Source organism: Shewanella hafniensis (assembly GCF_019655335.1).
Taxonomy (GTDB): domain Bacteria; phylum Pseudomonadota; class Gammaproteobacteria; order Enterobacterales; family Shewanellaceae; genus Shewanella; species Shewanella hafniensis.
In genome coordinates, this window is record NZ_BPFD01000043.1 from 1 (window position 1) to 26,180 (window position 26,180).

The 26,180-nt window shown below is 47.9% G+C and carries 22 protein-coding genes; 10 read left to right on the plus strand and 12 right to left on the minus strand.

All coding sequences use genetic code 11. From position 1 onward, the window contains the following. The 5 genes from K5Q99_RS13070 to hemC all read right to left on the minus strand — a co-directional run. Positions 1 to 3,748, minus strand: a 3,748-nt coding sequence (locus K5Q99_RS13070) for a beta strand repeat-containing protein (RefSeq protein WP_220777119.1), incomplete at its 3' end; no start/stop codon positions are given. Between the two features lie 435 nt (positions 3,749 to 4,183). After that, positions 4,184 to 5,350: a heme biosynthesis HemY N-terminal domain-containing protein gene (locus K5Q99_RS13075; RefSeq protein ID WP_106649188.1), complete on the minus strand. Its 1,167-nt coding sequence runs from the start codon at positions 5,348 to 5,350 to the stop codon at positions 4,184 to 4,186. Then, complete coding sequence (locus tag K5Q99_RS13080; RefSeq protein WP_106649189.1) at positions 5,347 to 6,528, minus strand: uroporphyrinogen-III C-methyltransferase; 1,182 nt, start codon at positions 6,526 to 6,528, stop codon at positions 5,347 to 5,349. The genes K5Q99_RS13075 and K5Q99_RS13080 overlap by 4 nt, the downstream gene beginning before the upstream one ends. A gap of 60 nt (positions 6,529 to 6,588) precedes the next feature. Further along, a complete protein-coding gene (locus K5Q99_RS13085; RefSeq protein ID WP_106649190.1) occupies positions 6,589 to 7,329 on the minus strand; it encodes a uroporphyrinogen-III synthase in 741 nt (246 codons plus the stop codon). Positions 7,330 to 7,333: 4 nt separating this feature from the next. Beyond that, positions 7,334 to 8,266 carry a hydroxymethylbilane synthase gene (gene hemC, locus K5Q99_RS13090; RefSeq protein ID WP_106649191.1) on the minus strand — a complete coding sequence of 311 codons (933 nt, stop codon included), beginning with the start codon at positions 8,264 to 8,266 and terminating at the stop codon, positions 7,334 to 7,336. A gap of 202 nt (positions 8,267 to 8,468) precedes the next feature. Here hemC and K5Q99_RS13095 point away from each other — a divergent pair, with 202 nt between their 5' ends. Further along, positions 8,469 to 10,880, plus strand: a complete 2,412-nt coding sequence (locus tag K5Q99_RS13095; protein WP_106649192.1) for a class I adenylate cyclase — start codon at positions 8,469 to 8,471, stop codon at positions 10,878 to 10,880. 83 nt (positions 10,881 to 10,963) lie between these two features. Here the strand turns inward: K5Q99_RS13095 and cyaY are convergent, their stop codons facing one another. Next, positions 10,964 to 11,293: an iron donor protein CyaY gene (gene cyaY, locus K5Q99_RS13100; RefSeq protein WP_106649193.1), complete on the minus strand. Its 330-nt coding sequence runs from the start codon at positions 11,291 to 11,293 to the stop codon at positions 10,964 to 10,966. A gap of 79 nt (positions 11,294 to 11,372) precedes the next feature. Between cyaY and lptM the strand changes: the two genes are divergently transcribed. From lptM to K5Q99_RS13135, 7 genes are all read left to right on the plus strand, one after another. Beyond that, positions 11,373 to 11,564 (plus strand): LPS translocon maturation chaperone LptM, encoded by a 192-nt coding sequence (gene lptM / locus K5Q99_RS13105; protein WP_168825920.1) that lies wholly within the window; start codon positions 11,373 to 11,375, stop codon positions 11,562 to 11,564. 57 nt (positions 11,565 to 11,621) lie between these two features. After that, positions 11,622 to 12,866 carry a diaminopimelate decarboxylase gene (gene lysA / locus K5Q99_RS13110; protein WP_106649194.1) on the plus strand — a complete coding sequence of 415 codons (1,245 nt, stop codon included), beginning with the start codon at positions 11,622 to 11,624 and terminating at the stop codon, positions 12,864 to 12,866. A 76-nt stretch (positions 12,867 to 12,942) separates the two neighbouring features. Continuing rightward, positions 12,943 to 13,770 carry a diaminopimelate epimerase gene (gene dapF / locus K5Q99_RS13115; protein ID WP_106649195.1) on the plus strand — a complete coding sequence of 276 codons (828 nt, stop codon included), beginning with the start codon at positions 12,943 to 12,945 and terminating at the stop codon, positions 13,768 to 13,770. Beyond that, complete coding sequence (locus K5Q99_RS13120; protein ID WP_011848049.1) at positions 13,767 to 14,396, plus strand: DUF484 family protein; 630 nt, start codon at positions 13,767 to 13,769, stop codon at positions 14,394 to 14,396. Before dapF ends, K5Q99_RS13120 begins: the two co-directional genes overlap by 4 nt. 57 nt (positions 14,397 to 14,453) lie before the next feature. Continuing rightward, complete coding sequence (xerC, locus tag K5Q99_RS13125) at positions 14,454 to 15,374, plus strand: tyrosine recombinase XerC (protein ID WP_106649196.1); 921 nt, start codon at positions 14,454 to 14,456, stop codon at positions 15,372 to 15,374. After that, positions 15,374 to 16,123: an HAD-IA family hydrolase gene (locus K5Q99_RS13130; RefSeq protein WP_106649197.1), complete on the plus strand. Its 750-nt coding sequence runs from the start codon at positions 15,374 to 15,376 to the stop codon at positions 16,121 to 16,123. The genes xerC and K5Q99_RS13130 overlap by 1 nt, the downstream gene beginning before the upstream one ends. Positions 16,124 to 16,229: 106 nt before the next feature. Further along, a complete protein-coding gene (locus K5Q99_RS13135; RefSeq protein ID WP_220777120.1) occupies positions 16,230 to 16,808 on the plus strand; it encodes a HupE/UreJ family protein in 579 nt (192 codons plus the stop codon). Positions 16,809 to 16,825: 17 nt separating this feature from the next. Here the strand turns inward: K5Q99_RS13135 and K5Q99_RS13140 are convergent, their stop codons facing one another. The 6 genes from K5Q99_RS13140 to prmA all read right to left on the minus strand — a co-directional run bounded on the left by K5Q99_RS13140 (position 16,826) and on the right by prmA (position 24,168). Beyond that, entirely contained in the window at positions 16,826 to 17,329 is a 504-nt protein-coding gene (locus K5Q99_RS13140; protein ID WP_063884684.1) for an AlbA family DNA-binding domain-containing protein, read from the minus strand. Positions 17,330 to 17,462: 133 nt separating this feature from the next. Beyond that, entirely contained in the window at positions 17,463 to 18,272 is an 810-nt protein-coding gene (ric, locus tag K5Q99_RS13145; RefSeq protein WP_106649199.1) for an iron-sulfur cluster repair di-iron protein, read from the minus strand. A 227-nt stretch (positions 18,273 to 18,499) separates the two neighbouring features. Continuing rightward, positions 18,500 to 21,490: a UvrD-helicase domain-containing protein gene (locus K5Q99_RS13150; protein ID WP_220777121.1), complete on the minus strand. Its 2,991-nt coding sequence runs from the start codon at positions 21,488 to 21,490 to the stop codon at positions 18,500 to 18,502. Positions 21,491 to 21,821: 331 nt separating this feature from the next. Continuing rightward, entirely contained in the window at positions 21,822 to 22,127 is a 306-nt protein-coding gene (gene fis / locus K5Q99_RS13155) for a DNA-binding transcriptional regulator Fis (protein WP_006083371.1), read from the minus strand. Positions 22,128 to 22,143: 16 nt separating this feature from the next. Beyond that, positions 22,144 to 23,112 (minus strand): tRNA dihydrouridine synthase DusB, encoded by a 969-nt coding sequence (gene dusB, locus K5Q99_RS13160; RefSeq protein WP_106649201.1) that lies wholly within the window; start codon positions 23,110 to 23,112, stop codon positions 22,144 to 22,146. 174 nt (positions 23,113 to 23,286) lie between these two features. Next, positions 23,287 to 24,168 carry a 50S ribosomal protein L11 methyltransferase gene (gene prmA / locus K5Q99_RS13165; RefSeq protein WP_106649202.1) on the minus strand — a complete coding sequence of 294 codons (882 nt, stop codon included), beginning with the start codon at positions 24,166 to 24,168 and terminating at the stop codon, positions 23,287 to 23,289. 384 nt (positions 24,169 to 24,552) lie between these two features. Between prmA and K5Q99_RS13170 the strand changes: the two genes are divergently transcribed. Both K5Q99_RS13170 and K5Q99_RS13175 read left to right on the plus strand, forming a co-directional pair. Continuing rightward, on the plus strand, positions 24,553 to 25,275 hold the full coding sequence (locus K5Q99_RS13170; protein WP_106649203.1) for a fumarate reductase cytochrome b subunit: 723 nt from the start codon (positions 24,553 to 24,555) through the stop codon (positions 25,273 to 25,275). A 172-nt stretch (positions 25,276 to 25,447) separates the two neighbouring features. After that, on the plus strand, positions 25,448 to 26,119 hold the full coding sequence (locus K5Q99_RS13175) for a fumarate reductase cytochrome b subunit (RefSeq protein ID WP_106649204.1): 672 nt from the start codon (positions 25,448 to 25,450) through the stop codon (positions 26,117 to 26,119). Positions 26,120 to 26,180: the final 61 nt, after the last annotated feature.

Sequence of the window (26,180 nt, forward strand, 5' to 3'; positions counted from 1 at the left end):
TTTCGCCTTCAGCCAGATATTGCACGTCGGCGTTATCGACGTTGTAAGTCCAGTTGCCCGCCGCATCGATAGTCAGGCTGCCGAGCGCGCCATTGCTAGCAACGCCGTTGCCCGCTTGGAATACCGCCTGGCCGCTGTCGGCATCGGTAATGGTTAAGGTGCCGCTGTCAGTCAGAACTGGATCGGTGGCATCTTCAGTGACCGCGCCAACATCGTCGCCAGCAATCACAGGCACATCGTTGGTGCCGGTAATGGTGATGGTGACCGTGTGCTCAGTGCCGTCTTGGCTCAACACCACAAAGGTTTCGACCTTAGTTTCGCCTTCAGCCAGATATTGCACGTCGGCGTTATCGACGTTGTAAGTCCAGTTGCCCGCCGCATCGATAGTCAGGCTGCCGAGCGCGCCATTGCTAGCAACGCCGTTGCCCGCTTGGAATACCGCTTGGCCGCTGTCGGCATCGGTAATGGTTAAGGTGCCGCTGTCAGTCAGAACTGGATCGGTGGCATCTTCAGTGACCGCGCCAACATCGTCGCCAGCAATCACAGGTAAGTCATCTACTGGGGAGATCTTGATTGTTAATGTATTCGACTCTCCAGTGTTAGTGACATAGGTGAGGTCTGGTACTGGACCATCGTAATTTGCCGCTGGTGTAAAGCTATAATTACCATCGGCATTTAGTGTAATGCTACCCACTCCAAGAATCACTGCTGTTTGGCCAACAGTGAAGTTTTCTTGGATTCCATCTTTGTTCGTATCAAGGCTGAAACTTACAACGGAAGTATTGCCAACATCATTAGTGAGCACATTTCCAGTACCAATACTGTCTTCGGCTATTTCCAGAGTGTCACTCTGAGTATTGGTTAAGCTAGCCTGATCTTGTCCGGATGAAGTATTTCCTGCCTTATCTGTGACTTCGGCGCTTATAACTAAGTTGGTTCCAATCGCAGGGGCATCAATCGCTAGCGCTAAACCATTGTCTAACATAGCTTGGGTTATTATCCCGTTGAACAACTCATTACCTGCTTGGTCCGTTACTACTAGAGAGTCGCCAACTTCTGTACCTGCACTTAAGGTGACTGCGATGTTTATTTGGCCATTGAGTTCGTCATTGTTAATAAAGCCATCATTGTTGATGTCTTCTGAAATGATTACTGTTGGCGATGAATTGGCAGAGCTTGTATCAATCACTACGTCTTGGGTGACGGTCTTGCTGTTGCCAGCCAGGTCAGTGACGGTGGCGCTGACAGGGTAAGTGCCATCGGCCAAGGTGGTGCCGGTTAAGTCAACACTCCAGTTACCGCTGGCATCAATCACCAAGCCGTTGGCGGTGGTGTAGACCACGCCATTGATGGTGACGGCCAAGGTGCTGTCATCGCCCAAATCGACCGTGCCGTTGAAGACTAAGGTGTTGTCATTGGTGATGAAGTCGCTGCCCGAGGCGCCGGTGTCATCGGTAATGCTGGTGATCGCCACGGTGTTGCCGTCGCCATCTTGGTCAATCTTAGTATCAATCACCACGTCTTGGGTGACGGTCTTGCTGTTGCCAGCCAGGTCAGTGACGGTGGCGCTGACAGGGTAAGTGCCATCGGCCAAGGTGGTACCAGTCAGGTCAACACTCCAGTTACCGCTGGCATCAATCACCAAGCCGTTGGCGGTGGTGTAGACCACGCCATTGATGGTGACGGCCAAGATGCTGTTGTCACCCAAATCGACGGTGCCGTTGAAGACTAAGGTGTTGTCATTGGTGATGAAGTCGCTGCCCGAGGCGCCGGTGTCATCGGTAATGCTGGTGATCGCCACGGTGTTGCCGTCGCCATCTTGGTCAATCTGGGTGTCTACATTGCCATTATCAGTGGCTTTACCTGTATTGCCAGCAGGATCTGTTACTGTTGCTACAGCGGTATAATCACCTTCAGCCAGAGGGGTTGCGACGTCCACTGCGTAGGCGCCATCTTCATTAACAGTCGTTGTTAATGTCTGTTCTGCACCTGTGCTATCTGTGACAACAATCGTAATTGTGCTACCTGGCGTTGCATCTGACGAACCAGTAATAGTAGGGGTGGTATCTTGTGTATTATCCGGTGCATCTACAGTGATGTTAGGTGCTGTGATATCCACGTTACCGTCATCGGTGGCTGTGCCGGTATTACCTGCAGGATCTGTAACTGTCGCTGTTGCTGTAATAGGGCCTTCGGCGACAGGATTGGTAACATCCACAGTATAAGTACCGTCAGGGTTAACCGTGGTGGTTAGCGTCTGCTCAGTACCAGTGCTGTCGGTGACAACAATTGTTATGGTGCTACCTGGAGGGGCATCTGTAGTGCCCGTGATTGTAGGGGTCGTGTCATTGGTTACATCGGGAACATCAACGGTAATATTTGGTGCTGTGTTATCAACATTACCATTATCTGTGGCTTCACCTGTATTGCCTGCTGGATCTGTCACTGTTGCTACAGCGGTATAGCCGCCTTCAGCGAGTGGATTAGTGACATCTACGGAATAGATGCCATCAGGGTTTACTGTGGTGGTGATAGTTTGCTCTGCACCTGTGCTATCTGTCACTACAATCGTAATAGTGCTACCCGGTGGGGCATCAGTCGAACCTGTGATAGTCGGTGTAGTATCTTGGGTATCATCAGGCGCATCAACAGTAATTGTTGGTCCCGTTGTATCAAGTATTGCTGAATCACTGCCTTCTGGAGATACGTTACCTGCACTATCAGTAATAGTCGCGACAACTGTAATCGTTTCGCCTTCCCCAGGAGCTGGAAGGTTGAGATTCACAAAGCCATTGTTGATATCTTCCTGAGTCAATGTGTAGTCAACACCATTAACAGTAAGTGTATCGCCTACATTTGCACCTGTGCCATCTAAGCCAATAGTGACATTGATTTCAGTATTGCCAGCTAGCTCTTCGTTACTAATAAAACCATCATTGTTTGTATCTGTATTGATAGTGACACTAGGCCCCCCATCGGCGACAGGTGTGACATTGATGGTTAATGTTGCTGAAGAGCCAGTGTTGGTGGTGTAAGTAATAACAGGTACTTGGCCATTCCAGTTTTCATTGGGCGTAAAGGTATATGAACCATCGGCGTTCAAGACTAAAGTGCCGCCTTCGAGTGTCACTTCGGTACCTGCTGCGTAAGTGGTACCGTCGACCTCAAAACTCACAACACTTAAGCTTGAGTCTACATCACTGTCATTATCGAGTACGTTACCTGTGGCAACGGAATCTTCATCGGTCGTATTGCTGTCATTGGCGAGTGCCGATGGGGAATCTGCAGCAATGGTCAGTTGTGGATCATTGGCCGTAGTGCCTGTTAGTGCTTGACCTGTAGTTGAATATCCTGATGTGGCTAAGACTTCGCTACCACTGCGAGCGAGAGTGACATAGCCAGAGTTACCGTCACGGCCTGGAGTGTTCCCTGCTGCGGTTTCTGGAAGATTCTGAGTTGGGTCTTCACCGGATGCAATAAGATCTTGTAATGCTTGGATTTCATCTAAGGCGGCCGCGTCAGTGGCGTTGGTGGCTACTGCGGGTTCGTTGGGGGCAACTTCGTTCGATAGCTTAGTGCCATCGTCGAAGGTGATCTCATAGGTCGCGTTTTCGTCAATATGGAGCACAGCACCTTTTGGGAGTTGTTCGCCATCCTTAGCGGGTTGATTTGAACCATCAACTTCGACATTGATTTGCCCTTTTACTAACTTAAGCAAACCTTTCTTTGATGTAATTACCGATCCCATAATTAGCTCCCAACAGCCAAAGTGTGTTAATTCCACAGACGCACAAATCCAACATATGTGCTGGATTGTGATACAAGTGGTCGAATTTTAGCTAACAAAGTAACGCAAGTCAATTTTTTGACATGTCTGCATTGCTTGCTCTGACTGGGGTTTGCGGTATGTTGGCAGTAAAAAAGACAGGATTCAGATTTGTAACTAGATGTAGTAGATATATTTAAAAAAAGGGCTGCATTTAGTATTTTGCAACTCTGTACTTAAGTATATTTATAACAAATTAATTGGGATTGGAAGGTTAATTTTTTATGAAAAGGATGCAATCTGAGCTTGCAAACCACATTTTTGAGCCAAAATCAGGCAAGAACTTTCTTGAATAACAACTGCCGCGATTTACATCACGGTGCAAATCACGGCGTTATCTTTATTAGGGTCGCTGAACTATAGGTTAACCGCCTGGCGATAGCTTTGATTGGCGTTACCTTGCTCGCCTAACTGTTCTTGAATCCGTGCAAGCGCCAGCCATGAGGCTTTTGTTGGTTCGAGTCGGCACACATTCTGCCAACAGCTTTTGGCTTCTTTCATATCCCGCGTTTGCTGATAAAGCTTAGCCAAACACATCTGGTAGTCCGCATTATTCTCATGGGTGACTTCATGTTTGAGTAACTGTTTACGGATCTCTGTGTCTTGGGCTGTCGCGATTTCAGGAATTGCATGTAAAAGTGCTGGCTCGGGAGCGGTGCGTAATTTTTTCGCGAGTAGTTTCAGCGCTTGGTCTTTGCGATTAAAGCGGCATAAACCCATGGCGTAAATCGCTAAAAACTCAGATTGATTGCGTTCACTGCGGGATAACCACTGCCAGCACTGTTCTAAAGCTTCTTCGCCTTTGATGGCTGCGGCTTTGAGTAACGCGCAATTAGTCGCGATATTGAGCTCATTCAACTGAGCATCACCGAGGATCTGACGTTTCTTTAAAATAGGTATTAACAGCTTGAGCGCATCCCAATCCTCTTGAGCTCGGTATAACTCGAGAGCAAGTTTGAGTACTGGCGCTTTACTCTTGCTCGTCGGTGCTAGCTTATCCAGCTCAGCGCGGGCTAGGGCTAATTCCCCTTGTTTTAGGAGGTATCGAGTACGAGTGGTTGCGACGGCATTCGCGGCAAGGGGTTGTGTTGCCGCACGATCAAGATATTGATCTCGCTCGGCTATTTTTTGTTGATACTGAGCTGCACGGGCCGCTGCCAGTAAGTTAAGCGCAGGGAGTTCGCCATTGTCAGCGCCTTTTATCATGGCGCGTTCTGCTGCAGGCCAATCTTCTTCAGCCAGAGCCAGTGCACCCATTAAGGTATGCTTTTTGGCCGAGCGGCGGCGCCAGTGATGGGGAATAAAACGGCTGCGCAGCATCAGATTGATGGCGCTAATCACTAGCCATTCGAGTACTTGGAACACCGCATAAAATACAATTAACGCAATGATCCCAAAGACTAAGCTGGTCTCAATCTGGTAGTCACCCGCAGCAATATAGACATAACCTGTATTGCCAACTAGCCAAGGGCTGATGCAGAGTCCTATTAGCACAATTCCTAAGTAAATTAATATCTTGATCATAGCGGCGCATCCTCTGATGAGGTCAGCTCGCCATAACTCGTCAGCTGTAATAACAGAGGTTTAGCTGCAAAAGATTTCAGGGTAATAGGATTAAGTTCTAAGGTTGCTAATCTATCGATTTCGGCGATGGCCTCAGCTGTCTTGTGATCTTGCGTATCAAAATAGCTTTGGATCCACTTGCGCGCCATCATCAATGATTGGTGATAAGTCGCTCTGTCGTAGCGATATAACGCAAGTTGGGATTGCAGCAGTTTATGGCGAATATTCTCCACCATATACCATTGCTGTTCTGGTGCGAGTAAAGCGGGCGCATCGGCGGTTTTGTGGCGTATGGTAATAAAGTCCTGGGTTAACGCTTTCCACGTTTTGCCCAGATTGCTCTGCCAATCATTCAAATCGCCAGTAATCGTTGTATCTTCTGGGGCATCGGTTTCTGCGTCGGCGCGATTGAGCGGCAGCTTATCGAGTTGTTCAATTAAGGCATCGAGCGCCAACACACTGCCATCAATATCTGTGGTTTTAATGCTGGCCGTGGCGGCGATGTCCTTTGCCAGCGCCTTACGAATCGGCAGTAACGCCGGATTATTCATCGCGGCGATGGTTTCATCCGCCGACTTTAATAGATCGGTGGCGGTGCGGGGATCTTTCTCTAACCAAAGTTTACGGCCTGCCATATTCACTAGATATTCGGCTTCAGAGGCCATCCAATGTGTTGGGCTGCGCTGGGCAAGTTTATTGACCCTGTCCTGCAGCTGATTTTGGTCTTCTGCTAATTTTGTTAATTCTTGGTAAGTCTTAGCATCATTCAGTTGCTGCTGTTCAAGCTGGCCAATACGTTGATTTGGCTGCAATAGTGCTTGCTGTAATTGGTCCTGCAGGGCGATATTTTTCGCATCCTGCGCTAGCAGTTGCTGTTGCATCTGTTGGTACAGCATAAAACCGCCACCAAGAGTGCAAGCGGTTAAACCTAGCGCTAATAACACTCCAAAGCGAATTGCCCACGAGCTTCTATTGGAGGCTGGCGTTTGGCTTGGTGCAGTTGAAGTTGTGGCTTTGGCTGTTTGGGATTCTGTGGATGACGCCGATGTTGCGGATATGTCATCGGTCGTTTCCGGTGACACAATAATAGCGGTAGCCTCTGATTCTGGGCTCTTTGCGTCGTGCTTGTTGTTATCCATTTAACAGTCCTTGAAAACATGCTACTGCCGAAATTCGAGTAAAATCGGGCTAAATAGCGCTTAGAGTTTAAGGGCGTTTAGCACGGCTTTGCTGTTGGCGGCATTGGCATTGGTGACTTGGGTTATACCAAAGGCGTGAGCTTGAGCTTCTACTCGGTTACTTGGGACTATGATATGACATGAGCGCAGCCATGCAAATAACTCTTTTGGCACTAAATTAATCAGGTTATCCAGTACTTCACCGCTGGTCACCACAATAGTGTCTATCCCAAAGGCTTGCCATTGTAGTGCTAACTGTCGTCCATCAAGTGGCGGGCAAGCTCGTTGATACACTTCCCAATAGCGTACTGTTGCGCCGCGCTCAGTCAATTGTTCGGCTAAGGCTTCGCGCCCACCGACGCCACGTATGATAGTAATCTGCTTATCTTTAATCTCTTGCAGCTGCGCGAGCGTGAGTAGCCCTTCGGTTTGCTGGCAATCATCTGGGGCTTCGAGTGCCGAAATACCGAGCAGATCTAATGCTTCCCAAGTCGCATGTCCTACGGCGAAGTATTGAGCTTGAGGCCAAGCTTTGGTGTGTGGATCCGCATTAGTTAAGGCGTTATCAGCAAAAGTCACTGCATTGGCGCTGATGCAGATAATCATATCGGCGTGTGCCAAGGGATGCGGGGTATTCATTGCGATTGGAGGCGTTGCTTCGACACACAGCAGAGGTGTGACCCAGTGAGCAATGCCTCGTTCATTCAAGGCATCGACCATGGACTGATTGCGCCCCTCGGGGCGCGTCAGTAAGACTTTCATTGACTTAGGCTTTAGCGTAAACGGCGTCGAGAATGCTTTTGGCACCTTTGCTGAGTAACTCTTCAGCAAGGGCAACACCTAATTGTGTCGCTTCGGTTTTTGGACCTGTGATCACGCCTTCGATGATTTCACTACCATCAGGGTTACCGACTAGGCCGCGTAATGTCATCTCATCACCATCGATTTCAGCAAATGCGCCAATCGGCACTTGGCATCCACCTTCTAGGCGCGTGTTCATCGCGCGCTCGGCAATCACACGGTAGCGCGTTTCTAAATGTTCTAATGGTGCCAGTAGGGCCTTAACGCGTTCGTCGTTGGTGCGACATTCGATACCCACAGCGCCTTGGCCGTTGGCGGGCAAGGATTCTTCAGCAGAGATAAAGCTAGCAATCCGCTCAGATAATTTCAGGCGAATTAAGCCTGCAGCAGCAAGAATAATGGCATCGTATTCACCGTTATCCAGCTTAGCTAAACGCGTACCCACGTTACCGCGTAAATCTTTGATGATGAGGTCGGGGCGTGATGCGCGCAGTTGGCATTGGCGGCGTAGGCTCGAGGTGCCCACAGTTGCGCCTAATGGTAATTCGCTGATCGATTTATATAAATTCGATACAAAGGCATCGCGGGGATCTTCGCGCTCGCAAATGACTTCAAGGCCCAAGCCTTCAGGGAAGTCGACGGGCACGTCTTTCATTGAGTGCACTGCGATATCGGCAAGATCGTCTAACATAGCGACTTCAAGCTCTTTGACGAACAACCCTTTACCGCCCACTTTGGCTAGCGGCGTGTCTAAGATAACGTCGCCTTTGGTACTCATTGGCAGCAATTCCACCACAATACCTGGGTGAATGCGTTCTAATTCGGCTTTAACAAATTCAGCTTGCCACATGGCCAGCGGACTCTTGCGGGTTGCGATACGGATGCGGTTCTCAGACATGCCTAGTTTCCATCAAAGATCTTAGTTACGCCAATGCTAACATTGGCAAATCGTTTATGTAAGGAAGCCGTATCGATTCTTTGAAGTCGGCGATGTTCTCAACAGTATAAAAGTGTGATGCACTTCACATATAGTTGCTCGTGTTTGCAAAAGTGTTAACATGAGCACACTTCTCATAAGTGCTTAAGTGTTGTGTTTTTGAATGGATCGGCAAATACAGTTTCCTGATATAGCTGAAAGACTTAACAAGGTCCGCATTGCGCGCGCTTTGGCTTTACTATCGCCGCTGCAAAAACACTTATTCCATTTGATCCCCTTTTTAATTCATCAGAACAGCGTTCAGTATCCTGGCTATCATGCCGCCAATACACCTTGTGGTATTAACGAGTATCAACAAGGTGAGATAGAGTCCCAAGCCTGTGATGTGTTCTCGCTGCCTTTTATTATCCAAGAAGCGGACATCAATGCCTTTGATGGCGTATATGCCATGGGCAGTACTGGCAGTTTTGGCCAAAATACCAAGAGTGATGTCGATGTTTGGTTAGTGCATAGAGCCGATTTAAGCCCTGAAGAGTTAGCGCTGATCAGGATTAAAACCGATAGATTGACGGCTTGGTTTGCCGAGTATCAGTTTGAGGTGAACTTTTACTTAGTTCATCCGCAACAGTTTTGTGGTGATCAAACGCAGCGTGGTTGCCAGTCTGCCATGGCCCATGAGCACAGTGGTAGTACTCAGCACTGGTTATTACTGGAAGAATTTTATCGTAGTCAAATTCGTCTGGCGGGTAAAACGATTGCATGGTGGCCAGACGCTAAACTTAATCCCGCCCTCTTGTTTTTAGGCGATGTACATGAATTACCTGCGAGTGAGTACTTTGGCGCTTCGTTATGGCAGCTCTATAAAGGCTTAGAAAAGCCCCATAAGGCGCTGATTAAAGTATTGCTGCTCGAGGCTTATGCCAGCGATTATCCACATTCAACTGTGCTTTGTGATCGCCTCTGGCAGAAAACTTTAGCTGGCGATTTTTCGACATCGAATGATGCCTATTACTCTATCTACGAGATTATCGAAACCTATTTGCTTAAGCAGAATGATACCCGTCGACTTGAGATTGCACGGCGCTGCTTTTATCTCAAATGTGGCGTGCACTTGAGCCGAACCCAAGAGGGCAAAGATTGGCGTTATCCTAAACTGCAAAAATTGGTGCAGGATTGGCAATGGCCCGATAGTTTGATCAGCACCCTAGACGATTGCGAGCATTGGCACAGTGGTCAGCTCAATTGGTTTAACGAGCAGTTGAATGAGCTTTTGTTGGCAAGCTACCAAACTTTACTGCGCTTTGCATCGACCCATGAGCTTAATGAAGGCTTGCGGATTGAAGAGCTGGGCATGCTGACTCGTAAATTACACACTTATTTTAGCCAAGATGAAGACCAAATCGCTAAGCTGAATTTACTGTGGAGTGTCTCGGTCGCCGAGTCCGAAGTGACTATGGTATCAAGCTCTCGCGAGCGGAAATATTATCTTTATCGCCAAGGGCCGCAGCCACTAAATCTGTTGGGTGAGTCGGCGATATGTAAGGGTAAAACGCCATCCGCCTTAATGATCTGGGCATGTCTAAACGGAATTTCGACCCCTGATACGCAATGGCATGAATATGGTCAGAGTAAGGCAAAGTCGAAACGGCTTACCGAAGCTTCTAAGCGGTTACTGAATTTTATCGACCACGATTGGCGGGTATCTAAACGTGACTTATGCCAGCCATGGCATTTTCGTAAGCTGATTTTCGTGCTTAATCTAGACTGCGATCCCACCATTGAATGGCAAGGACAGGAAATGATGGTCGATGTGATGAATGCGAACGTGTTCTCACTCGGGCGTAAAAAAGCCAATATGCTTGGTGCGTTAGATGCGATTTGCTTGAATAGTTGGGGTGAATGGCAGTGCCATCGTTTCGAAGGCGATACGGCGGTATTGCAAGCCTTAGCTTTTGTGACGCCGGGACTCAGGCGGGCCAGCTTACCCGTGGATATGGATGTGATCAGCTGTTCACAGAAGTTACGCCCACAGCTTAAATTAGCAGTGAAAAATCTACTAAAACAAACCATGCGTTTGTGCCAACAAGTGCAGCAATCCAGCACCTTAGTGCAGCCACTGCAGATAAGTCGTACTCGCTATGGGATCTTTTTTAATCCTTTAGGTATGGCTTATCAGGACTTGAGCGATGCCAAGTCATTTTATCAACAGTTATCCCGCAGTCATCTTGTACTATTGCCGCGGCCTGAATTAGGTGACGATCCCTTTTCGAGTATGCCTAAAGTGGTGCAAAACTATGCGGCTAAAGGCGCGATTCAGTATTTTCTACGCCAACGGGTCGATAACTTGGATGTATTTATCCTCGATGAGGAAAATCAACTAAGCCATTACGTGCAGGCGGGATCAAACATGGCCGAGTTGGTAAATAAAGTGAGCCATCACTATGTGTTCGATGAGCATTATGCTTCACGGGCGCGGTTTAATATTCCGCAATTTTTCCATCTAGTGCGAGTGGCGGGGGAGTTAACTGTAGCGCCGTTTGGTATCGATGTTAGCGATCAAGACACTGAGTTTTAGCTGGTTTTTAACATAAATAATGGGAGCCAAGACTCCCATTATTGTTTTGTACTATTACGGTTTTGCACTACGACAGGCTTAGATTAAAAGCTAAGCTCAATTCCGCCTTGGCGTGCGATAGACTCTTGCACGAATGGCATAAACTCGCCGCCATTACGTCCGTCCATCCATTTACCTTCAACAAAACCAAAGTGATATCCACCAAAGCGCGTGGCGACCCAAATCTCATGCAAAGGTTCTTGCTTGTTGATCACTATCTTAGAGCCATCAACAAATTCTAATTGCAATACGTTGCCACTGGCATCGATATCAACATCGGCATCTTGCTCATCAATCGCAGTTTCAATCGCATTTTCTATGGCTTGGAACATGTCATCGGCGAGCTGGTGAAATTCTGTATCTGTCATGGCCATGCATTTCTGTCCTTTGCTTTCGTCAAGATGGGTGCGATTATAAGGCCATTAGTCACCAGATGCACAGATGTTGAGAAAAATGAGACTGTTTTTATTGTTATTGCTTGGTAGCCTATTCATTACTGCATGCGGCCAGAAGGGCCCCCTCTATCGATCTCCGGCCACAGAGGTGAATCAGCCTAAAAAGGTTGAGGCGTCTAAACCTGAGCCTGAAGTAGAAGAGATTAAAACCGAAATTCGAGCCATCGAAGTACAAAAAACACAACAATAATAGCAGCTATAACTATCATCACTATCGCAGCGATAAAGCGCAGTAAGGAATCAGACATTGGATCACTTTCTCTACCAACAAAATGCCCTGCACGCCGAAGGCTGCCAGGTCGCCGACTTAGCTCAAACCTATGGTACGCCGCTGTATATCTATTCCCGCGCCACGCTAGAGCGCCATTGGCATGCCTTTAATAACGCCGTGGCAGATCATCCACATTTGATTTGTTACGCGGTTAAAGCTAATTCGAACTTGGCCGTACTGAATGTGCTGGCACGTTTAGGCAGTGGTTTTGATATTGTGTCGGGCGGTGAGTTAGCCAGAGTGATAGAAGCGGGCGGCGATCCCGCCAAAGTGGTGTTCTCTGGCGTGGGTAAAACTGCGGCTGAAATGGAACAGGCACTTAATCTGGGCATTTATTGCTTTAACGTCGAATCGAGTGCCGAGCTTGAGCAGTTAAATCTGGTCGCAGGGCGTTTAGGTAAAGTCGCGCCTGTGTCCCTGCGGATTAATCCCGATGTGGATGCGGGCACCCATCCCTATATTTCGACTGGCCTTAAAGAAAACAAATTCGGTATCGCTATGGATGAGGCTGAAATCGTTTTCGCCCGTGCCCATGCGTTGCCACATGTAAAAGTGAAAGGTGTCGATTGCCATATCGGCTCACAACTAACTGAAATCAAACCATTCCTCGATGCTATGGATCGTATGCTAGCGTTGATCGATCGTCTGGCGGAGCAAGGTATCATTATTGAACATTTCGATGTGGGTGGCGGTTTAGGGGTGACCTATGATACCGAAACGCCGCCGCATCCGGATGTGTATGCCGCCGCCATATTAGCGCGTTTGGGCGACCGTCAACTGAAGCTTATCTTCGAGCCGGGCCGTGCGATTGCCGCCAATGCGGGGATTTTTGTTACTCAGGTGCTGTATCTTAAAGAAAACAGCGACAAGCGTTTTGCGATTGTCGATGGCGCGATGAATGACTTGATTCGTCCTGCACTTTACAGCGCATGGCAAAATATTATTCCAGTCGTGCCAAGGAACTCAGAGGTCTATGAGTTTGATATTGTTGGCCCAGTGTGCGAAACCGGAGACTTTTTAGGTAAAAATCGCCAGCTCGCGTTAGCAGCGGGTGATTTACTGGCGGTGCGTTCGAGTGGTGCCTATGGTTTTGCTATGGCCTCTAACTACAACACTCGTCCTCGTGCGGCTGAAGTGATGGTCGATGGTGAGCAGGCTTTCTTAGTGCGTGAGCGAGAAAAATTGTCTCAGCTCTGGCAAGGTGAGCAACTCCTGCCGTAAACTAGAAAAATTATATTGATTCAGGCGCTTGGTTTCATACTTTATGAGCGGCGCCTCGGCTTAAAGGATAAGTATCTTGATCCAATTCACTAAGATGCACGGACTGGGCAACGATTTTATGGTGGTCGATGGGGTCACGCAGAACGTGTTCTTTTCGCCTGAGCAAATCCGCCGTTTAGCCGACCGTAACTTTGGCATAGGTTTCGACCAACTACTCTTGGTTGAGCCGCCCTATGATCCCGATTTAGATTTTCATTATCGCATCTTCAATGCCGATGGCTCTGAAGTAGAACAATGCGGCAATGGCGCCCGCTGTTTCGCCCGTTTTGTGCGTAATAAAGGCCTGACTAACAAGAGTAAAATCCGTGTTAGTACTTCGTCTGGTAAGATGACTCTGCGCTTAGAACGCGATGGTACAGTTACCGTGAATATGGGCGTGCCGATCCTCGAACCGAGTCAGATCCCCTTTAAAGCTAAGAAAGCTGAGAAAACCTATTTACTGCAAACACCGCTGCAAACCTTTTTATGTGGCGCGGCTTCTATGGGTAATCCCCATTGCGTGCTCGACGTTGAAGATGTGGCGAGTGCCTCCGTTGCTGAAATTGGTGCCATGCTCACTAAGCATGAGCGTTTTCCCCGTGGTGTGAATGTGGGATTTATGCAGGTCGTGGACTCAGGTCACATTAAGCTGCGGGTGTATGAGCGCGGCGCGGCCGAAACCTTGGCCTGTGGCACTGGCGCGTGTGCAGCTGTAGTTGTAGGTCAAGTGCAAGGGAAGCTCGGCCAGCAAGTGCGGGTGGATTTACCCGGCGGTACTTTAACCATTAACTGGGAAGGCGAGGGGAAACCTTTGTGGATGACTGGGCCCGCGCAGCACGTTTACGATGGACAAATTCAGTTATGACAGAGCCCTTGATGCCGCAGACGGATGTGCCTTTCGATGAGTTGATTATTCGCGAGTATCTGCTGGATAATCCTGACTTTTTTAATCGCTATCCCGAGTTGCTGCTGGCGATGCGCTTGCCTCACATGGAGCGCGGCGCCATCTCTTTGGTGGAACGTCGTCAAGAAATGCTGCGCCAGCGAGTGAGTCAGTTGGAAGAAGAAATTACTAGCCTGTTAACCATGGCGGCGCGCAACGAGAAGATTTACCAATTCAATACCGAGTTATCCTTTCAGTTATTAAATTGTGCCGATCTAGTGTCACTCAAAGAAGTGTTGGCCGACAGTTTGAAATTACAGTTTAATTTCAGCCATGTGCGTTTAATCAGTGTGCTCGATACCGATATGAAGGCAATTTGGGATCAAAGGCTGCATAAAGGTCACTACTTTGGTCGGCTCACGCAGCAAGAGGCTAAACGCCTATTTGGTAGCGAAGTGGGGTCAGTGGCACTGACGAAATTGTCGGAAGACAACCCAGTCATTTTTGCTATTGCCAGCCAAGATGCCACCCATTTTCATCCCGATATGGATAATATGCTGCTGGAACAACTGCGGCGTTTGCTGGCGCACATGCTCGCTAAGCTGTAATGGCTGTCGAGCGATTGTGCTCACTCAAGGCTTAGCAAAACCCATGAGGAAACCGATATGAGTAGGCAAACAGGCGAAGTGTCGGCGCTTAATACTCAATGGTTACAAACCTTTGAACGCTATTTGAGTACCGAGCGGCAGTTGTCGGCCCATACAGTACGTAATTATCTTTTTGAGCTTAATCGCGGAAGCGATCTCTTGCCTGAAGGCGTGCATTTACTCAATGTGAGCCGCGAGCATTGGCAGCAAGTATTGTCTAAATTGCACCGCAAAGGCTTAAGCCCACGCTCGCTTTCCCTGTGTTTATCGGCGGTAAAGCAATGGGGTGAATTTTTGCTGCGCGAAGGCGTGATTGAGCTTAATCCCGCGAAAGGCTTAAGTGCTCCTAAACAAGCCAAACCGCTGCCGAAGAATATCGATGTCGATGCCATCAGTCATTTACTGGATATTGAAGGTACAGATCCGCTGAGTCTGCGGGATAAAGCCATGATGGAATTGTTTTATTCTAGTGGCTTACGTTTAGCGGAGCTCGCCGCGCTTAATTTATCCAGTGTGCAATACGATTTGAAAGAAGTGCGAGTCTTAGGTAAAGGCAATAAGGAACGTATCGTCCCTGTCGGTCGTTTAGCGATTACTGCGCTGCAAAATTGGCTTAATTGCCGAAAGCAGATCCCCTGTGAAGATGACGCCTTATTTGTGACCGAAAAGGGTAAGCGACTCTCCCATCGTAGTATTCAAGCGCGGATGGCGAAATGGGGGCAAGAACAGGCATTATCGGTGCGCGTGCATCCACATAAACTGCGCCATTCCTTTGCCACTCACATGTTAGAAGCGAGCGCCGATCTGCGGGCGGTGCAAGAATTATTGGGCCATGCGAACCTAGCGACCACGCAAATTTATACCAGTTTGGATTTCCAACACTTAGCTAAGGTGTATGATAACGCCCATCCTAGAGCGAAGAAAACACAGGATAAATAATGCGTTGTTATCTAAGACCTCAAAATATTCAAGCGATCAGTTTCGATCTCGACGATACCCTGTACGACAATCTACCGCATATTTTAAATGCCGAAGCCGAGCTGGCAACGTTTCTGTTGCAGACTTATCCATTGTCGCAGGCGTGGCAACCCCATGATTGGCGCAGGCTAAAGCTGCAACTGTTGCAGCAAAATCGCGAGCTTGCCCACGATACCAGCGCCGCCCGCTTAGCTACGCTTCGCCAAGGGTTAATACAGCTAGGGTATTCGGCGACTGAAGCCGAACGCGGCGCCGAGCAAGGGTTAGCGTGTTTTTATTTTCATCGCAGCCATTTTCAAGTATCTGACGAAGTGCTCTTGTTACTTAAACGCTTATCGCAGCATTTTAGATTAATCGGCATCACCAATGGCAATGTGGATGCCGAGCGAATTGGTTTGGGCGATGCCTTTGAGTTTGTGTTGCATCCTGGCAATGGCGTGCATATGAAACCCGCTAAAGACATGTTCGAATTAGCTTGCTCGCGGTTAAAGATTGCACCGCAACACTTACTGCATGTTGGCGACAGCATGAATGCCGATGTGCGCGGGGCGCGGCTGGCGGGGTGTCAGTCTGTGTGGTTGAATCCGAGTTTTGGCCGAGTCGATTCCTTACCTATCGCTGCTTTGCTGCCCCATTTAGAAATTAATGCTCTCGACGCGTTAATCAAAGTGCTGGCTATCGACGCAAACGAATCCCGCGAGCACTGTTGAATCTGCATCTTTGCTAATCTAAGGGTGATTGAGATCAAGGTTTGCCTCCTAAATTTGCACTAGAGTTAAGCCTAATATTACTGAAGTCACTGACTAAGGCTGTGTTATGGTGCGTATCGGGTTGTTATTACTGCTCACTTTATGTTGGACAGCGCCGGTATCGGCCCATGAGATCCATTCGGGTGGCGGTTTCATGTCGGGTTTTAATCATCCGGTATTGGGCTTCGATCACTTGCTGGCTATGTTGAGCGTAGGCATGTTGAGCACCCAGCTGGGTGGCCGCGCAATTTGGACTGTCCCCTTAGCGTTTGTCACCTTTATGTTAGTGGGCGGGATTTTAGGCTTATACGCCATTGCCGTTCCCTTCGTTGAAATCGGCATTGCCCTCTCGGTATTGTTACTCGGTCTTGCCATCGCTTTTGATCGTCAAATCCCATTGTTATTTGCCATGGCCTTTGTGGGCGTATTTGCGATTTTCCACGGACATGCCCACGGCGCAGAAATGCCTGAATTGGCAAGCCCGGTCTTGTATGCCCTAGGTTTTTTATTTGGCACTGCAGTGATCCATTTAGGCGGCGTTATGATAGGCCTTGGAATGCAGCGGATGACTGGGCAGCGTAACTTAATGCGTGTTACGGGCGCAGCAATTGCGGCTATGGGCGGTTATTTGTTAGCTGGATTTTGACGTAATAACATGTCGGATTAACGCGCCTTGAGTTGCTTCATGCAAAGATGGGCGCGGCGTAACAGTAGATTGACCTGCAGACGGCTTGCATGCATGTCGGCATCTCCCACCCTAAAATAACTCCCTGTGTAAGGATCGCCGCCGACATAGATAGGTTTGAGCTGCTCTGGTGCCAGCGGTACGCGGATACGAATCAGCTTTTTATTCATAATTTCAATAATCTGCACATCTGATATCGCCAAAATATTATGGCTAGTGCGGCTAGGATTATCGAGGATTTCCCAAAACTCTTGTAAAACAGGAAGCGGATTGGGAATGCCTTCAATGCTGAAATGGCCACGTTCTTCGCGTACGCCTAGGATGATCTCGCCACCCAAGGTGTTAGCAAAGGAGCTATAAGTCGCCCAAATATCTTCGGGTAATTGACCTAGGCCGTCGCGGCCACCGGCGAGTTTAAACTCTACTTGGGCCGATTCGTGCAAATTGGCAATATCATCGAGTGCAAATGATTGAAATGTCATGGCAGCTTATCCGTCAGCGACACATAACTTGTTGTAGCACGCCAACAATTGAAAGGCCAGACCTAGGTCCAGCCTCAAAATTCTGCGGATGATCCGAAATTGAAGGGACATCACAGCAGAAACAGCCAATCGATTATTGAGCGAGGCCTAATGCCTTAGGAAATAGAATATTGTTTTCTAAGTGAATATGCTGATGTAAATCAGCCTCAAATTCCGCTAGCGTGGCATAACACACACGCCACGTAGTGCAAGCATGTTCCGGTGGCGTGAAGTCGTTCGTGAGCTCGTGTAATTTTTGCAAGATCAAACCGACTTCTTCATGTTCGTGCTGCATCGCATTGATGGGATTACCAATATGGCCAAAGCAAGTTTCAATGTGCTCTGCTTGACTCAAACCGCGTATCGCCGGAAACAGTATTTTTTCTTCTTTCATTAAATGCGGCATCAAGTCTTCTACTAAAGCACGTACCCAACCCGCAAAGGGAACTATTTCGGCATAGTGCTCACCGTGGGCGCGGACCATCTTCTCAGAGTATTCGACCAATAACGGTGCTTTTTCGCGCACGTATTGATGGTGCGTTGATTCTATATATTCAATAAGTTGATCTAAGGGTAATTGATTCAATTCATCTTCTTTGCTGCCAGTCAGTGTTACGGCATTCAGTGCAGCAACCACTTTTGCGGGATCTATTTCTGCACGCTCGCAGGCGATCGACAGCGGTTTACCGCCGCCACAACAGAAATCGATACCAAATTGGCTGAACACATGGGCGCGGCGAAAATCTTCGGCAACCAACTCACCGACTTTTTGTTCTAGCCAGTGGTTATCCTGAGTGCTCTCACTAAGCGGAAAACCTTGACCAAGTTGTGCATCATGGCGAGGTTGAGAATCCACTCTATGGCCAGTGGCTTGTGCATCTTTTGGGGTAGAAGTAGCAGACATAAATAGCTCCAAAGCAGCAATAAATTTACATTCATATTATTTGCAGCTTTAATGCGTAGCAACTAAACCCGACTAAAATACTCAGGATTTGCTGATGATATCACAGTTAATTGAGCGAAATATCTCTTAAGGAGTAGGTGGCCGCCTTAGCTTGGAGTTGCAAATTGGCTCTCGTAACCTTGAAATACAGATTGACGAAAATGCCAAAGTGTTTCGCTTTTTATCACTTAATTTGGGAGCGATAACTTGGCCTTGTTTAGTGTATTCGTACAACTGGGTAGGTTTTGCCCGCGGTAATTGCGACAGGCCCAAAAGGGGCCGAATCGACCATCCTTTAACAGCATATCGCCGCCACAGAGGCTACAAAGTGGTGCTATATGACCACAGTTCTCATTCAAACATACCTTAAAGCCAGCAAAGCGTGTGCGGGTCATTGGGCTAGCGCAAAGTTCACAGCCTTGCTCCTTGTGATCACACAAGGGAAAATGTGAGCAAGAATAAAACGATTTAAAATTCCCCGTTCTAGGCTTAAGCGTTCCCGTGCTACAACGCACGCATTTTACTTCTTCAAATAACCTTTGCACTAACGAGGTGTTGAACTCATCTTGTTCAATATCGTAGCTTTTTGTAAGCAGTTCAGTGACGAAAGGACTCACATCTGTCATATCGGCAGTCACATAGGCGCGGTGTTTTGCCCGCGTTAACGCGACATAAAATAGTCGGCGTTCTTCTGCAAATTCAAATGCTTCAGTTTTAGGTAAAAAAGCATCCAGTATCGGCGGCGTAATTTTCATCGACGGAAAGCCATGCATTCCCGTCTTCATCCCCATGATCACCACATAATCGGCTTCTTTCCCCTTCGAAGCATGAAAAGATTGGCACTCAATCTTCATGTTGGGGTACTTAGTTTTAAGTTGGTTAACTTGGCTGTTATCGGGTAACTGAAACCTAAAACGGGCCAGCAAATAGACACTCGGTACGCTGCTAAGTTTGTCACTTCCGGCGCTTATCCTTGCACTTATTGCCGTTAATGCTTGTTCCAGTGCATTCGGGCTTGGCTCATCTTTACTGGCAGGTTCGTTTTCTCCTCGGCGTATTATTGAAACTGCGGGGGAGGTAACCTGCGTGAGGGAGCGAATATCCTTGCTCAATTGTGTGGGATTTTGGCTGACAAACTGGGTGGCAACCTTCCCAATACTGCTGTTAAACCTAAAAGTTAGATCTAGTTTGCTTAGGGCGGTTGGGCCAAAATAGCGAGTAAACTGCGTGGTTAAACTCACATCTGCACCGCTAAAGCGATAAATTGCCTGCCAGTCATCCCCGACACAAAATAAAGACGCCTGCGCTTTAGAATGTGGCGCACTGGAATCCCTCAAGGCACGCACTAAGCGGGCACGTGGTTCTGAAATATCTTGGAACTCATCCACCATAATAAAACGCCACGGGCTAATAAATTGCCCACGTTGTAGATACGTCAGCGCTTTGCCAATCATGTCCTCAAAATCAATGTCGCCATTTATTGCTAAATGTTGCTCATAGCGCGTGAGGATGGGCTCAAGCAGTTCGAATGCCTTACGGGTCTGCTGAGCATCGGCGGCGCGGGCAAATACTCCCTCAAGACCATGTTCATCAAGGCAAGTTGCTTTATATAGGCCAATCAGCTGACTAAACATTTTTGCCAATTCGGTTACGCGGCCTAGTTCATGCAGGGTGGCGAGTATGGCTTCATCGGGTAAGGGCGCGTATTGCACTTTAAAGATCTGTAAAGCTTGCTCAAGCTTACCGATTAACGACCCGTTTTTATGTTGGTAATAAAATAGCTCAATACACTTAGTACCATGTTGTTGATGTAGCTGGCGTTTCCATGCCATCGATTCCAAGTACTTTTGGTTATCGATATAAGGGGCGGTATTGTGGTGTTCATCAATACCATAGTATTCAAGATAAACTTGATATTCAGGCAGATAGAAATCGGGTTGATACTGACGAAATTCAATACTGCGCACATCATGCTCATACTTAGCTTCATAAACATATTCGATGCCGTTGCTAAATAGCCAGTTGGCAATGTAGAGCTCACCAAAGCTTTTGACTCGCTCACCTTTAAGACTGTGAATATCGTTATCATTCAAGTATTGAAAATACTCACCTTCCACCTCGAACTCGAACGGGCTTTTTTCAACATAATAGAAACGGCTGAAGTACTCGAAAAGCTGCTTACGGTAAGCCACATCTTCAATCAAAGTCTCAAGGGTATTGTGCACCCACAGCGCTTTGGCTTTGTCATCTTCTGCCCAAGGGGACAAACTGGGTTTAGCGCGCTCAACATCGGCAATAATTTTTAAGCCTAAACTGTGGAAAGTACTCGCCTTGATATTCTCAGTGCCAAGCTTGTTTTTAATCCGCTCATCCATCTCGTCAGCCGCTTGACGGCCATAGGCTAACAGCAGTATTTCATCGGGTTTTGCTTGACCACTCTTAAGTAAATATCCCGCTCGCCCGACCATCACACTGGTTTTGCCCGTGCCTGCACCTGCCAATAGCAAGTTATTGTTATCATCGATAATACAAGCTCGGCGCTGTTTTTCGGTTAAGGGGTTAGATTCTACACGCTCAAAATAGTCGGCAAATTTAACGAGCTGAGACTGAATGTAATTTTCACGCAGCTGTTTTACATCGGCGCGAGTCCAGCGGTGGATTTGCTTAAGCCTCGCTAACAAAGTGTGTAGATTTGCCGCCAAGGGCAGGTTTTCACACCAAGGAAACCAACGCTGATATTCGCGCGCAACTCTGGTTTGTATCATTGCTAAACGCGATTCTCGTAAATAAGTGTGTGCCAGTATTTTATCGACTTTCGCCACTAACTCAGCAATGCGCGCCCCATTGGCATTCGCCCAAAGCAGTGCGATTTCGTTGCCAAATTGATGCTGCGCAAAATAGCTCAGAAACGGCAGTTGATAGGCTTTGCCAGATACAGTGAAACCTAGCAAGTATCCGAGCGGACTTAAGGTAAAAACCGGCGGGGAGTCGAGCTGCTGCCAGGTAAAGCATTCGTCAGCGGCAACTTTGTTAGCGCGGCGAGAGTGAGCAAAAAAGCCGCCTTTAGTGCGATTAATGCTAATACCACTGGCGCTGAGTTTTACCGCATCAGCTTTGCCAATAAAGAAATGGCCAAACCAACTGTGTTTGATATCTTGTTCAGAGTGAGTCAATGACAATGTAAAACCTACGGCTAAAAAAGTTTTAGAATTAACAGGCTGATTTTTAAATGCATTATAACTTAAAACCCGATGGCTCGCGTCAAGGTTGTGCTATGGGTCGGTGTGGATTGTCTATTGATTTTGGTCATCAAACGCAGCCAAGCTCATAGTGTTGGTGAATCATGTCTTAGTTGGCGTGAACCAAGCATGATGGTGACTGTGTAACTATGTGCATAAGAAGGGCGCGCATTAGAAAGGCGTACATTAGAAGATTGTGTGTCAGAAAGCAAAAAAGCCTGAATCTCTTCAGGCCTTTTCTTTTTCAATACAACAGCTTAATCCTTGAGGATTAGTTCATGCCGTATTTTTTCAATTTCTTACGCAGAGTACCACGGTTGATACCTAGCATGTTTGCTGCGCGGGTTTGGTTGCCACGAGTGTGTTGCATGATGATGTCAAGCAGAGGCGCTTCAACTTCGCTTAGCACCATTTCATAAACTTCTTGTGCTTCCTGACCGTCCAACTGTGCGAAGAAGTTAGTTACGGCACGCTTTACTGCGTCACGTAATAACTGGGGCTTGATAGTGCCGTTTGCGGTTTCGATTTTGCCAACGGTAAGCTGGTGAACTTCTGTGTTAGTTGTCTGATCAAACATTCTATTCTGCTCTTTATTAATTCTGTACTAATTCATCAAAATAACATTCCACGAGGGAATACTGTTCTGCAGCGGTTTCCAGCCGATTAAAGTCAGCCCTAAATTGGCGCTGAGCTTCTTGGTCTAGGTACCATCCCATATGTTTTCTGGCGAAGCGGATACCCTTGTATTCACCATATAAGTCATACAGTTTGGTGAGGTGTTCCAGCATCACTTGACGCTGTTCGGCAACCTCAATGGGCGCTAGCTTATTACCCGTTTCCAAGTAGTGCTGGATTTCTCTGAAAATCCAAGGCCGTCCTTGAGCACCCCGTCCTATCATCAAGGCATCGGCACCGGTGTATTCCAGCACAAAGCGGGCTTTCTCCGGACTGTCGATGTCCCCATTGGCGACGACAGGAATCGAGACATTCTGTTTGATTGCTTTGATCGTGTCGTACTCAGCATCGCCTCTGTACATACATTGTCTCGTGCGGCCGTGAACGGCGAGCGAGGCGATGCCACAATCCTCTGCAATCTGGGCGATTTGAACACCATTCTTGTGTTCTGGCTCCCAGCCGGTGCGAATCTTTAACGTGACGGGCACATTCACTGCGGCGACCACGGCTTGTAAAATCTCTTTTACCAGCGGCGGGTTTTGCATCAGCGCTGAGCCAGCCAGCTTTTTATTCACTTTTTTCGCGGGGCAACCCATATTGATATCAATGATGTGAGCGCCTTGTTCAACATTGAACAATGCGGCTTGCGCCATTAAATCAGGATCGGCTCCAGCAATTTGCACTGAGCGGATGCCTTCCTCGCCAGAATGCGTCATGCGCTGGCGGCTTTTATCTGTATCCCAAACTTCAGGATTGGATGAAAGCATCTCGGAAACCGCTAGGGCTGCGCCATAACGAAGACAAAGATTACGGAAAGCTTGATCGGTGACACCTGCCATTGGTGCCACGATCAGCTGATTGTTCAGTTGATAGGGTCCAATCTGCATTTTATGTTTCACCTTAGCTCTTCAAAGGGGCGCTATAGTAGCCCTTTTTGTTGGCCGTGAAAAGGTCAATAAATGACCTAGAGGTAATTTTTTTTCTTGACTTTTAATCGGCGAGAAGTCAGAGGCTAAATAGTTGGAAGCCAGCGGTGGCGCATGTTGCGCCACCCTTTAGCGCTATTTACGCTTGCCTGTCAAGCGGCTCCAATCTTCTTTGTGAGCCGCTGCGTCCATATCGAACCATTGGCTATAAAAGTCAGAGATTTCTTGGGCTTGTTCTTTGAGGAGACCGGAAAGGGCAAGTTTGCCACCGGTTTTTACGCGTTCTGCGATCAAAGGCGCTAATTCACGCAGTGGGCCGGCAAGAATGTTGGCGACCAGTACGTCGGCTTTGAGATCGGCGGGTTGATCTTCTGGTAAGTACAAGGCTAGCTTGTCGGCGACATCATTGCGCTCGGCATTAGCACGTGAAGCGTCGATGGCTTGATAGTCGATATCGATACCTGTGACGTTTTTCGCGCCCAGTTTCAGTGCGGCTACGGCTAAGATGCCAGAGCCACAGCCAAAATCAATTACTTCTTCATTGCTTAAATCTAAGCTGTCTAACCATTCTAAACACAATGCAGTCGTAGGGTGAGTACCTGTGCCGAAGGCAAGACCGGGATCGAGGATCACATTGACTGCAGTTGGATCGGGGATCTCGCGCCAGCTTGGGCAGATCCACAGACGCGTGCCGAATTGGATGGGGTGGAAGTTATCCATCCACTCACGCACCCAGTCTTTATCTTCAATTTGTTCGACTTTATGGCTGAAGTGCTCACCGAGGAAAGGCAAGGTTTTCAACATGGCGATGGTCGGTGTCAGATCGGTTTCTGCATCGAATAAGGCAACGACAACGGTATCGCGCCACAGTGGGGTTTCGCCCAGTTTAGGTTCAAAAATAGGGGTGTCTTTACCGTCTTCAAAGGTGATAGAGACTGAGCCTTCTTCCATGAGCAAGTCGCTGATGGTTTCAGCGTCGTCGCTATTGGTGTTGATTCGGAGTTGGATCCAAGGCATGGGGGCATCCTGTGGCTGAGTGTGCAAACGCTAAGGGTTCAAAATATCGCGCTATTGTAAACCATGGCTTAAGGTTCTGCGACTGACTATCGCGGTGTAGCGTTTTTGTCTGCGTAGACAAAGTGTTAGCGAACACGCATCGATTGGTGCTGGAAAGCGAATTGTCAGTTTTAATTTTTTGTATAACACCATGAAATATATTGGTTAATTAGTTTTACCTTTGTTTGGTTTGGTGCGTTTTTTGTGATCTTGTTCTAAGAGTTGCACTCAATCAGGTGAGTTGGCTCACGCTTTAAATCTGTGATGCTGAAGCCGGATCTGCGTTACTGCTATGGTGTAGTTTGCCAAGAGGTGCCAACGACAAACGACATAGGTGAATCCAAGATGACAAGCATAACTCGAGTTCACAATAGGGTGAGTACATCGCAAGGTCATCCTTGGTCAGCAAAGGCTGATAGGCTACAGAGTGCGACTGGGATTATGCTCGGCGGCTTTTTATTGCTGCATATGCATTTTGAGTCGAGCATTTTGCTGGGTAAAGAGGCTTTTTACCATGTAGTGCAGTTGCTTGAAGGTGGCATGTTCAGCAGCACAGGACATGGTTTCCCTATAGTTACTAAAGTGTTTTCGGTGTTTATGTTATTGATGGTGATAGTACATGCGGCGGTGGCACTGCGGCGTTTTCCGGCGCAGCTCGGGCAATGGCGCGCCCTGCGCTTGCACATGGGTAGCATCAACCACAAGGATACCCATGCGTGGTTTTGGCAACTGATCACCGGCTTTATCTTATTTTTCCTCGTTCCTGTTCATCTCTTCACTATGATTTTGAATCCTGAAATTGGCCCGCATTTATCGGCTGAGCGGGTGTATCACGATAATGCTTGGTTGCTGTATGTGCTGTTGCTGCCTGCTGTGGTTGTGCACGCCATGATTGGCCTGTATCGCGTCGCGGTAAAGTGGGGCATAACCACCAAACGCTCAGGCCTGCGAAAATTCGCCAAGGTGCTGATTATTTACTTGCTATGCCTTGGTACTGCGAGCCTAGTTTCATATCTATTTATCGGCAGTGAGCTGGGTATTCCTGTACAGCCTTTCGTGCCTGAGTAGGTTTTGAGCCGGCAGCAGGATTTTGTTTCACTGCTATTATTTAAGCGTTAGGTTAATTATTCAGCACTCAATTGATCTGGCTCACGTTTTCGTGTGGATATGTGAGCGATATTAATTTGCAGTAAGACTTAATGAGATTGGCTCGATAAGGTCAACGGTATGAGGCGAGAGGATGGCGATCAAACTAACTATTAAAAAATCGAGTGCTTGGCTGGATTTAAGTCAGAGCTTGTCTGGCGTCATCCTCGCGGTTTTTCTGTGGACCCACTTAGTCTTAGTCTCATCGATTTTACTGGGTAGCGATGCCATGAATTGGGTAGCGCGCACTATGGAGCTGAGCTTTCTTTCTGACGATGGCCACGGTTATCCCTTGGTGGTGACGGGTATTGCAATGGGTATCGCGGCTCTTGCGTTAGTGCATGTGTTAGTTGCGCTGCAAAAGTTACCCATGAGTTTGCGCCAGCAAAGGGCATTGCGGCAGCAAATGCAAGTGATCAACCACAGTGATACGCGTCTATGGCGTTGGCAAGCTATTACCGGTGTGGTGATTTTACTGCTGTTGCCAGTACATCTGTGGCTTATTGGCTCGGCTCCCGAAACCATTGGCCCCCAAGGGAGCGCCGACCGTATTTGGAACCAAGGGGTGTGGATGGTTTACCTGCCTTTGCTGCTTACTGTGGAGTTACATGCAGCAATTGGTATTTACCGTGTGGCTTTGAAATGGGGCGCGGCGCGGGATCTCAATAGCCGCAGTCGATTACGTAAGATCAAGACCATTGTGAGCGTGCTATTTATCACAGTAGGCATAGCTTCACTGCTGGCATTTTTACCCCATGCGAGTTAATTCCGCCGGCAATTAATGAATAAGTAAATCAATGAATAAGCTAATCGTGAATAGAATGTCG

Bases quoted from the DNA above. Each gene is read 5' to 3' on its own strand.
- prmA (WP_106649202.1), bottom strand. From the start codon at position 24,168: ATGCCTTGGATCCAACTCCGAATCAACACCAATAGCGACGACGCTGAA.
- fis (WP_006083371.1), bottom strand. From the start codon at position 22,127: ATGTTTGATCAGACAACTAACACAGAAGTTCACCAGCTTACCGTTGGC.
- lptM (WP_168825920.1), top strand. From the start codon at position 11,373: ATGAGACTGTTTTTATTGTTATTGCTTGGTAGCCTATTCATTACTGCA.
- K5Q99_RS13085 (WP_106649190.1), bottom strand. From the start codon at position 7,329: ATGAAAGTCTTACTGACGCGCCCCGAGGGGCGCAATCAGTCCATGGTC.
- K5Q99_RS13120 (WP_011848049.1), top strand. From the start codon at position 13,767: ATGACAGAGCCCTTGATGCCGCAGACGGATGTGCCTTTCGATGAGTTG.
- K5Q99_RS13080 (WP_106649189.1), bottom strand. From the start codon at position 6,528: ATGGATAACAACAAGCACGACGCAAAGAGCCCAGAATCAGAGGCTACC.
- hemC (WP_106649191.1), bottom strand. From the start codon at position 8,266: ATGTCTGAGAACCGCATCCGTATCGCAACCCGCAAGAGTCCGCTGGCC.
- ric (WP_106649199.1), bottom strand. From the start codon at position 18,272: ATGTCTGCTACTTCTACCCCAAAAGATGCACAAGCCACTGGCCATAGA.
- K5Q99_RS13095 (WP_106649192.1), top strand. From the start codon at position 8,469: ATGGATCGGCAAATACAGTTTCCTGATATAGCTGAAAGACTTAACAAG.
- K5Q99_RS13140 (WP_063884684.1), bottom strand. From the start codon at position 17,329: ATGACATTTCAATCATTTGCACTCGATGATATTGCCAATTTGCACGAA.
- K5Q99_RS13170 (WP_106649203.1), top strand. From the start codon at position 24,553: ATGACAAGCATAACTCGAGTTCACAATAGGGTGAGTACATCGCAAGGT.
- K5Q99_RS13175 (WP_106649204.1), top strand. From the start codon at position 25,448: ATGGCGATCAAACTAACTATTAAAAAATCGAGTGCTTGGCTGGATTTA.
- K5Q99_RS13075 (WP_106649188.1), bottom strand. From the start codon at position 5,350: ATGATCAAGATATTAATTTACTTAGGAATTGTGCTAATAGGACTCTGC.
- K5Q99_RS13135 (WP_220777120.1), top strand. From the start codon at position 16,230: ATGGTGCGTATCGGGTTGTTATTACTGCTCACTTTATGTTGGACAGCG.
- K5Q99_RS13130 (WP_106649197.1), top strand. From the start codon at position 15,374: ATGCGTTGTTATCTAAGACCTCAAAATATTCAAGCGATCAGTTTCGAT.
- cyaY (WP_106649193.1), bottom strand. From the start codon at position 11,293: ATGGCCATGACAGATACAGAATTTCACCAGCTCGCCGATGACATGTTC.
- xerC (WP_106649196.1), top strand. From the start codon at position 14,454: ATGAGTAGGCAAACAGGCGAAGTGTCGGCGCTTAATACTCAATGGTTA.
- dusB (WP_106649201.1), bottom strand. From the start codon at position 23,112: ATGCAGATTGGACCCTATCAACTGAACAATCAGCTGATCGTGGCACCA.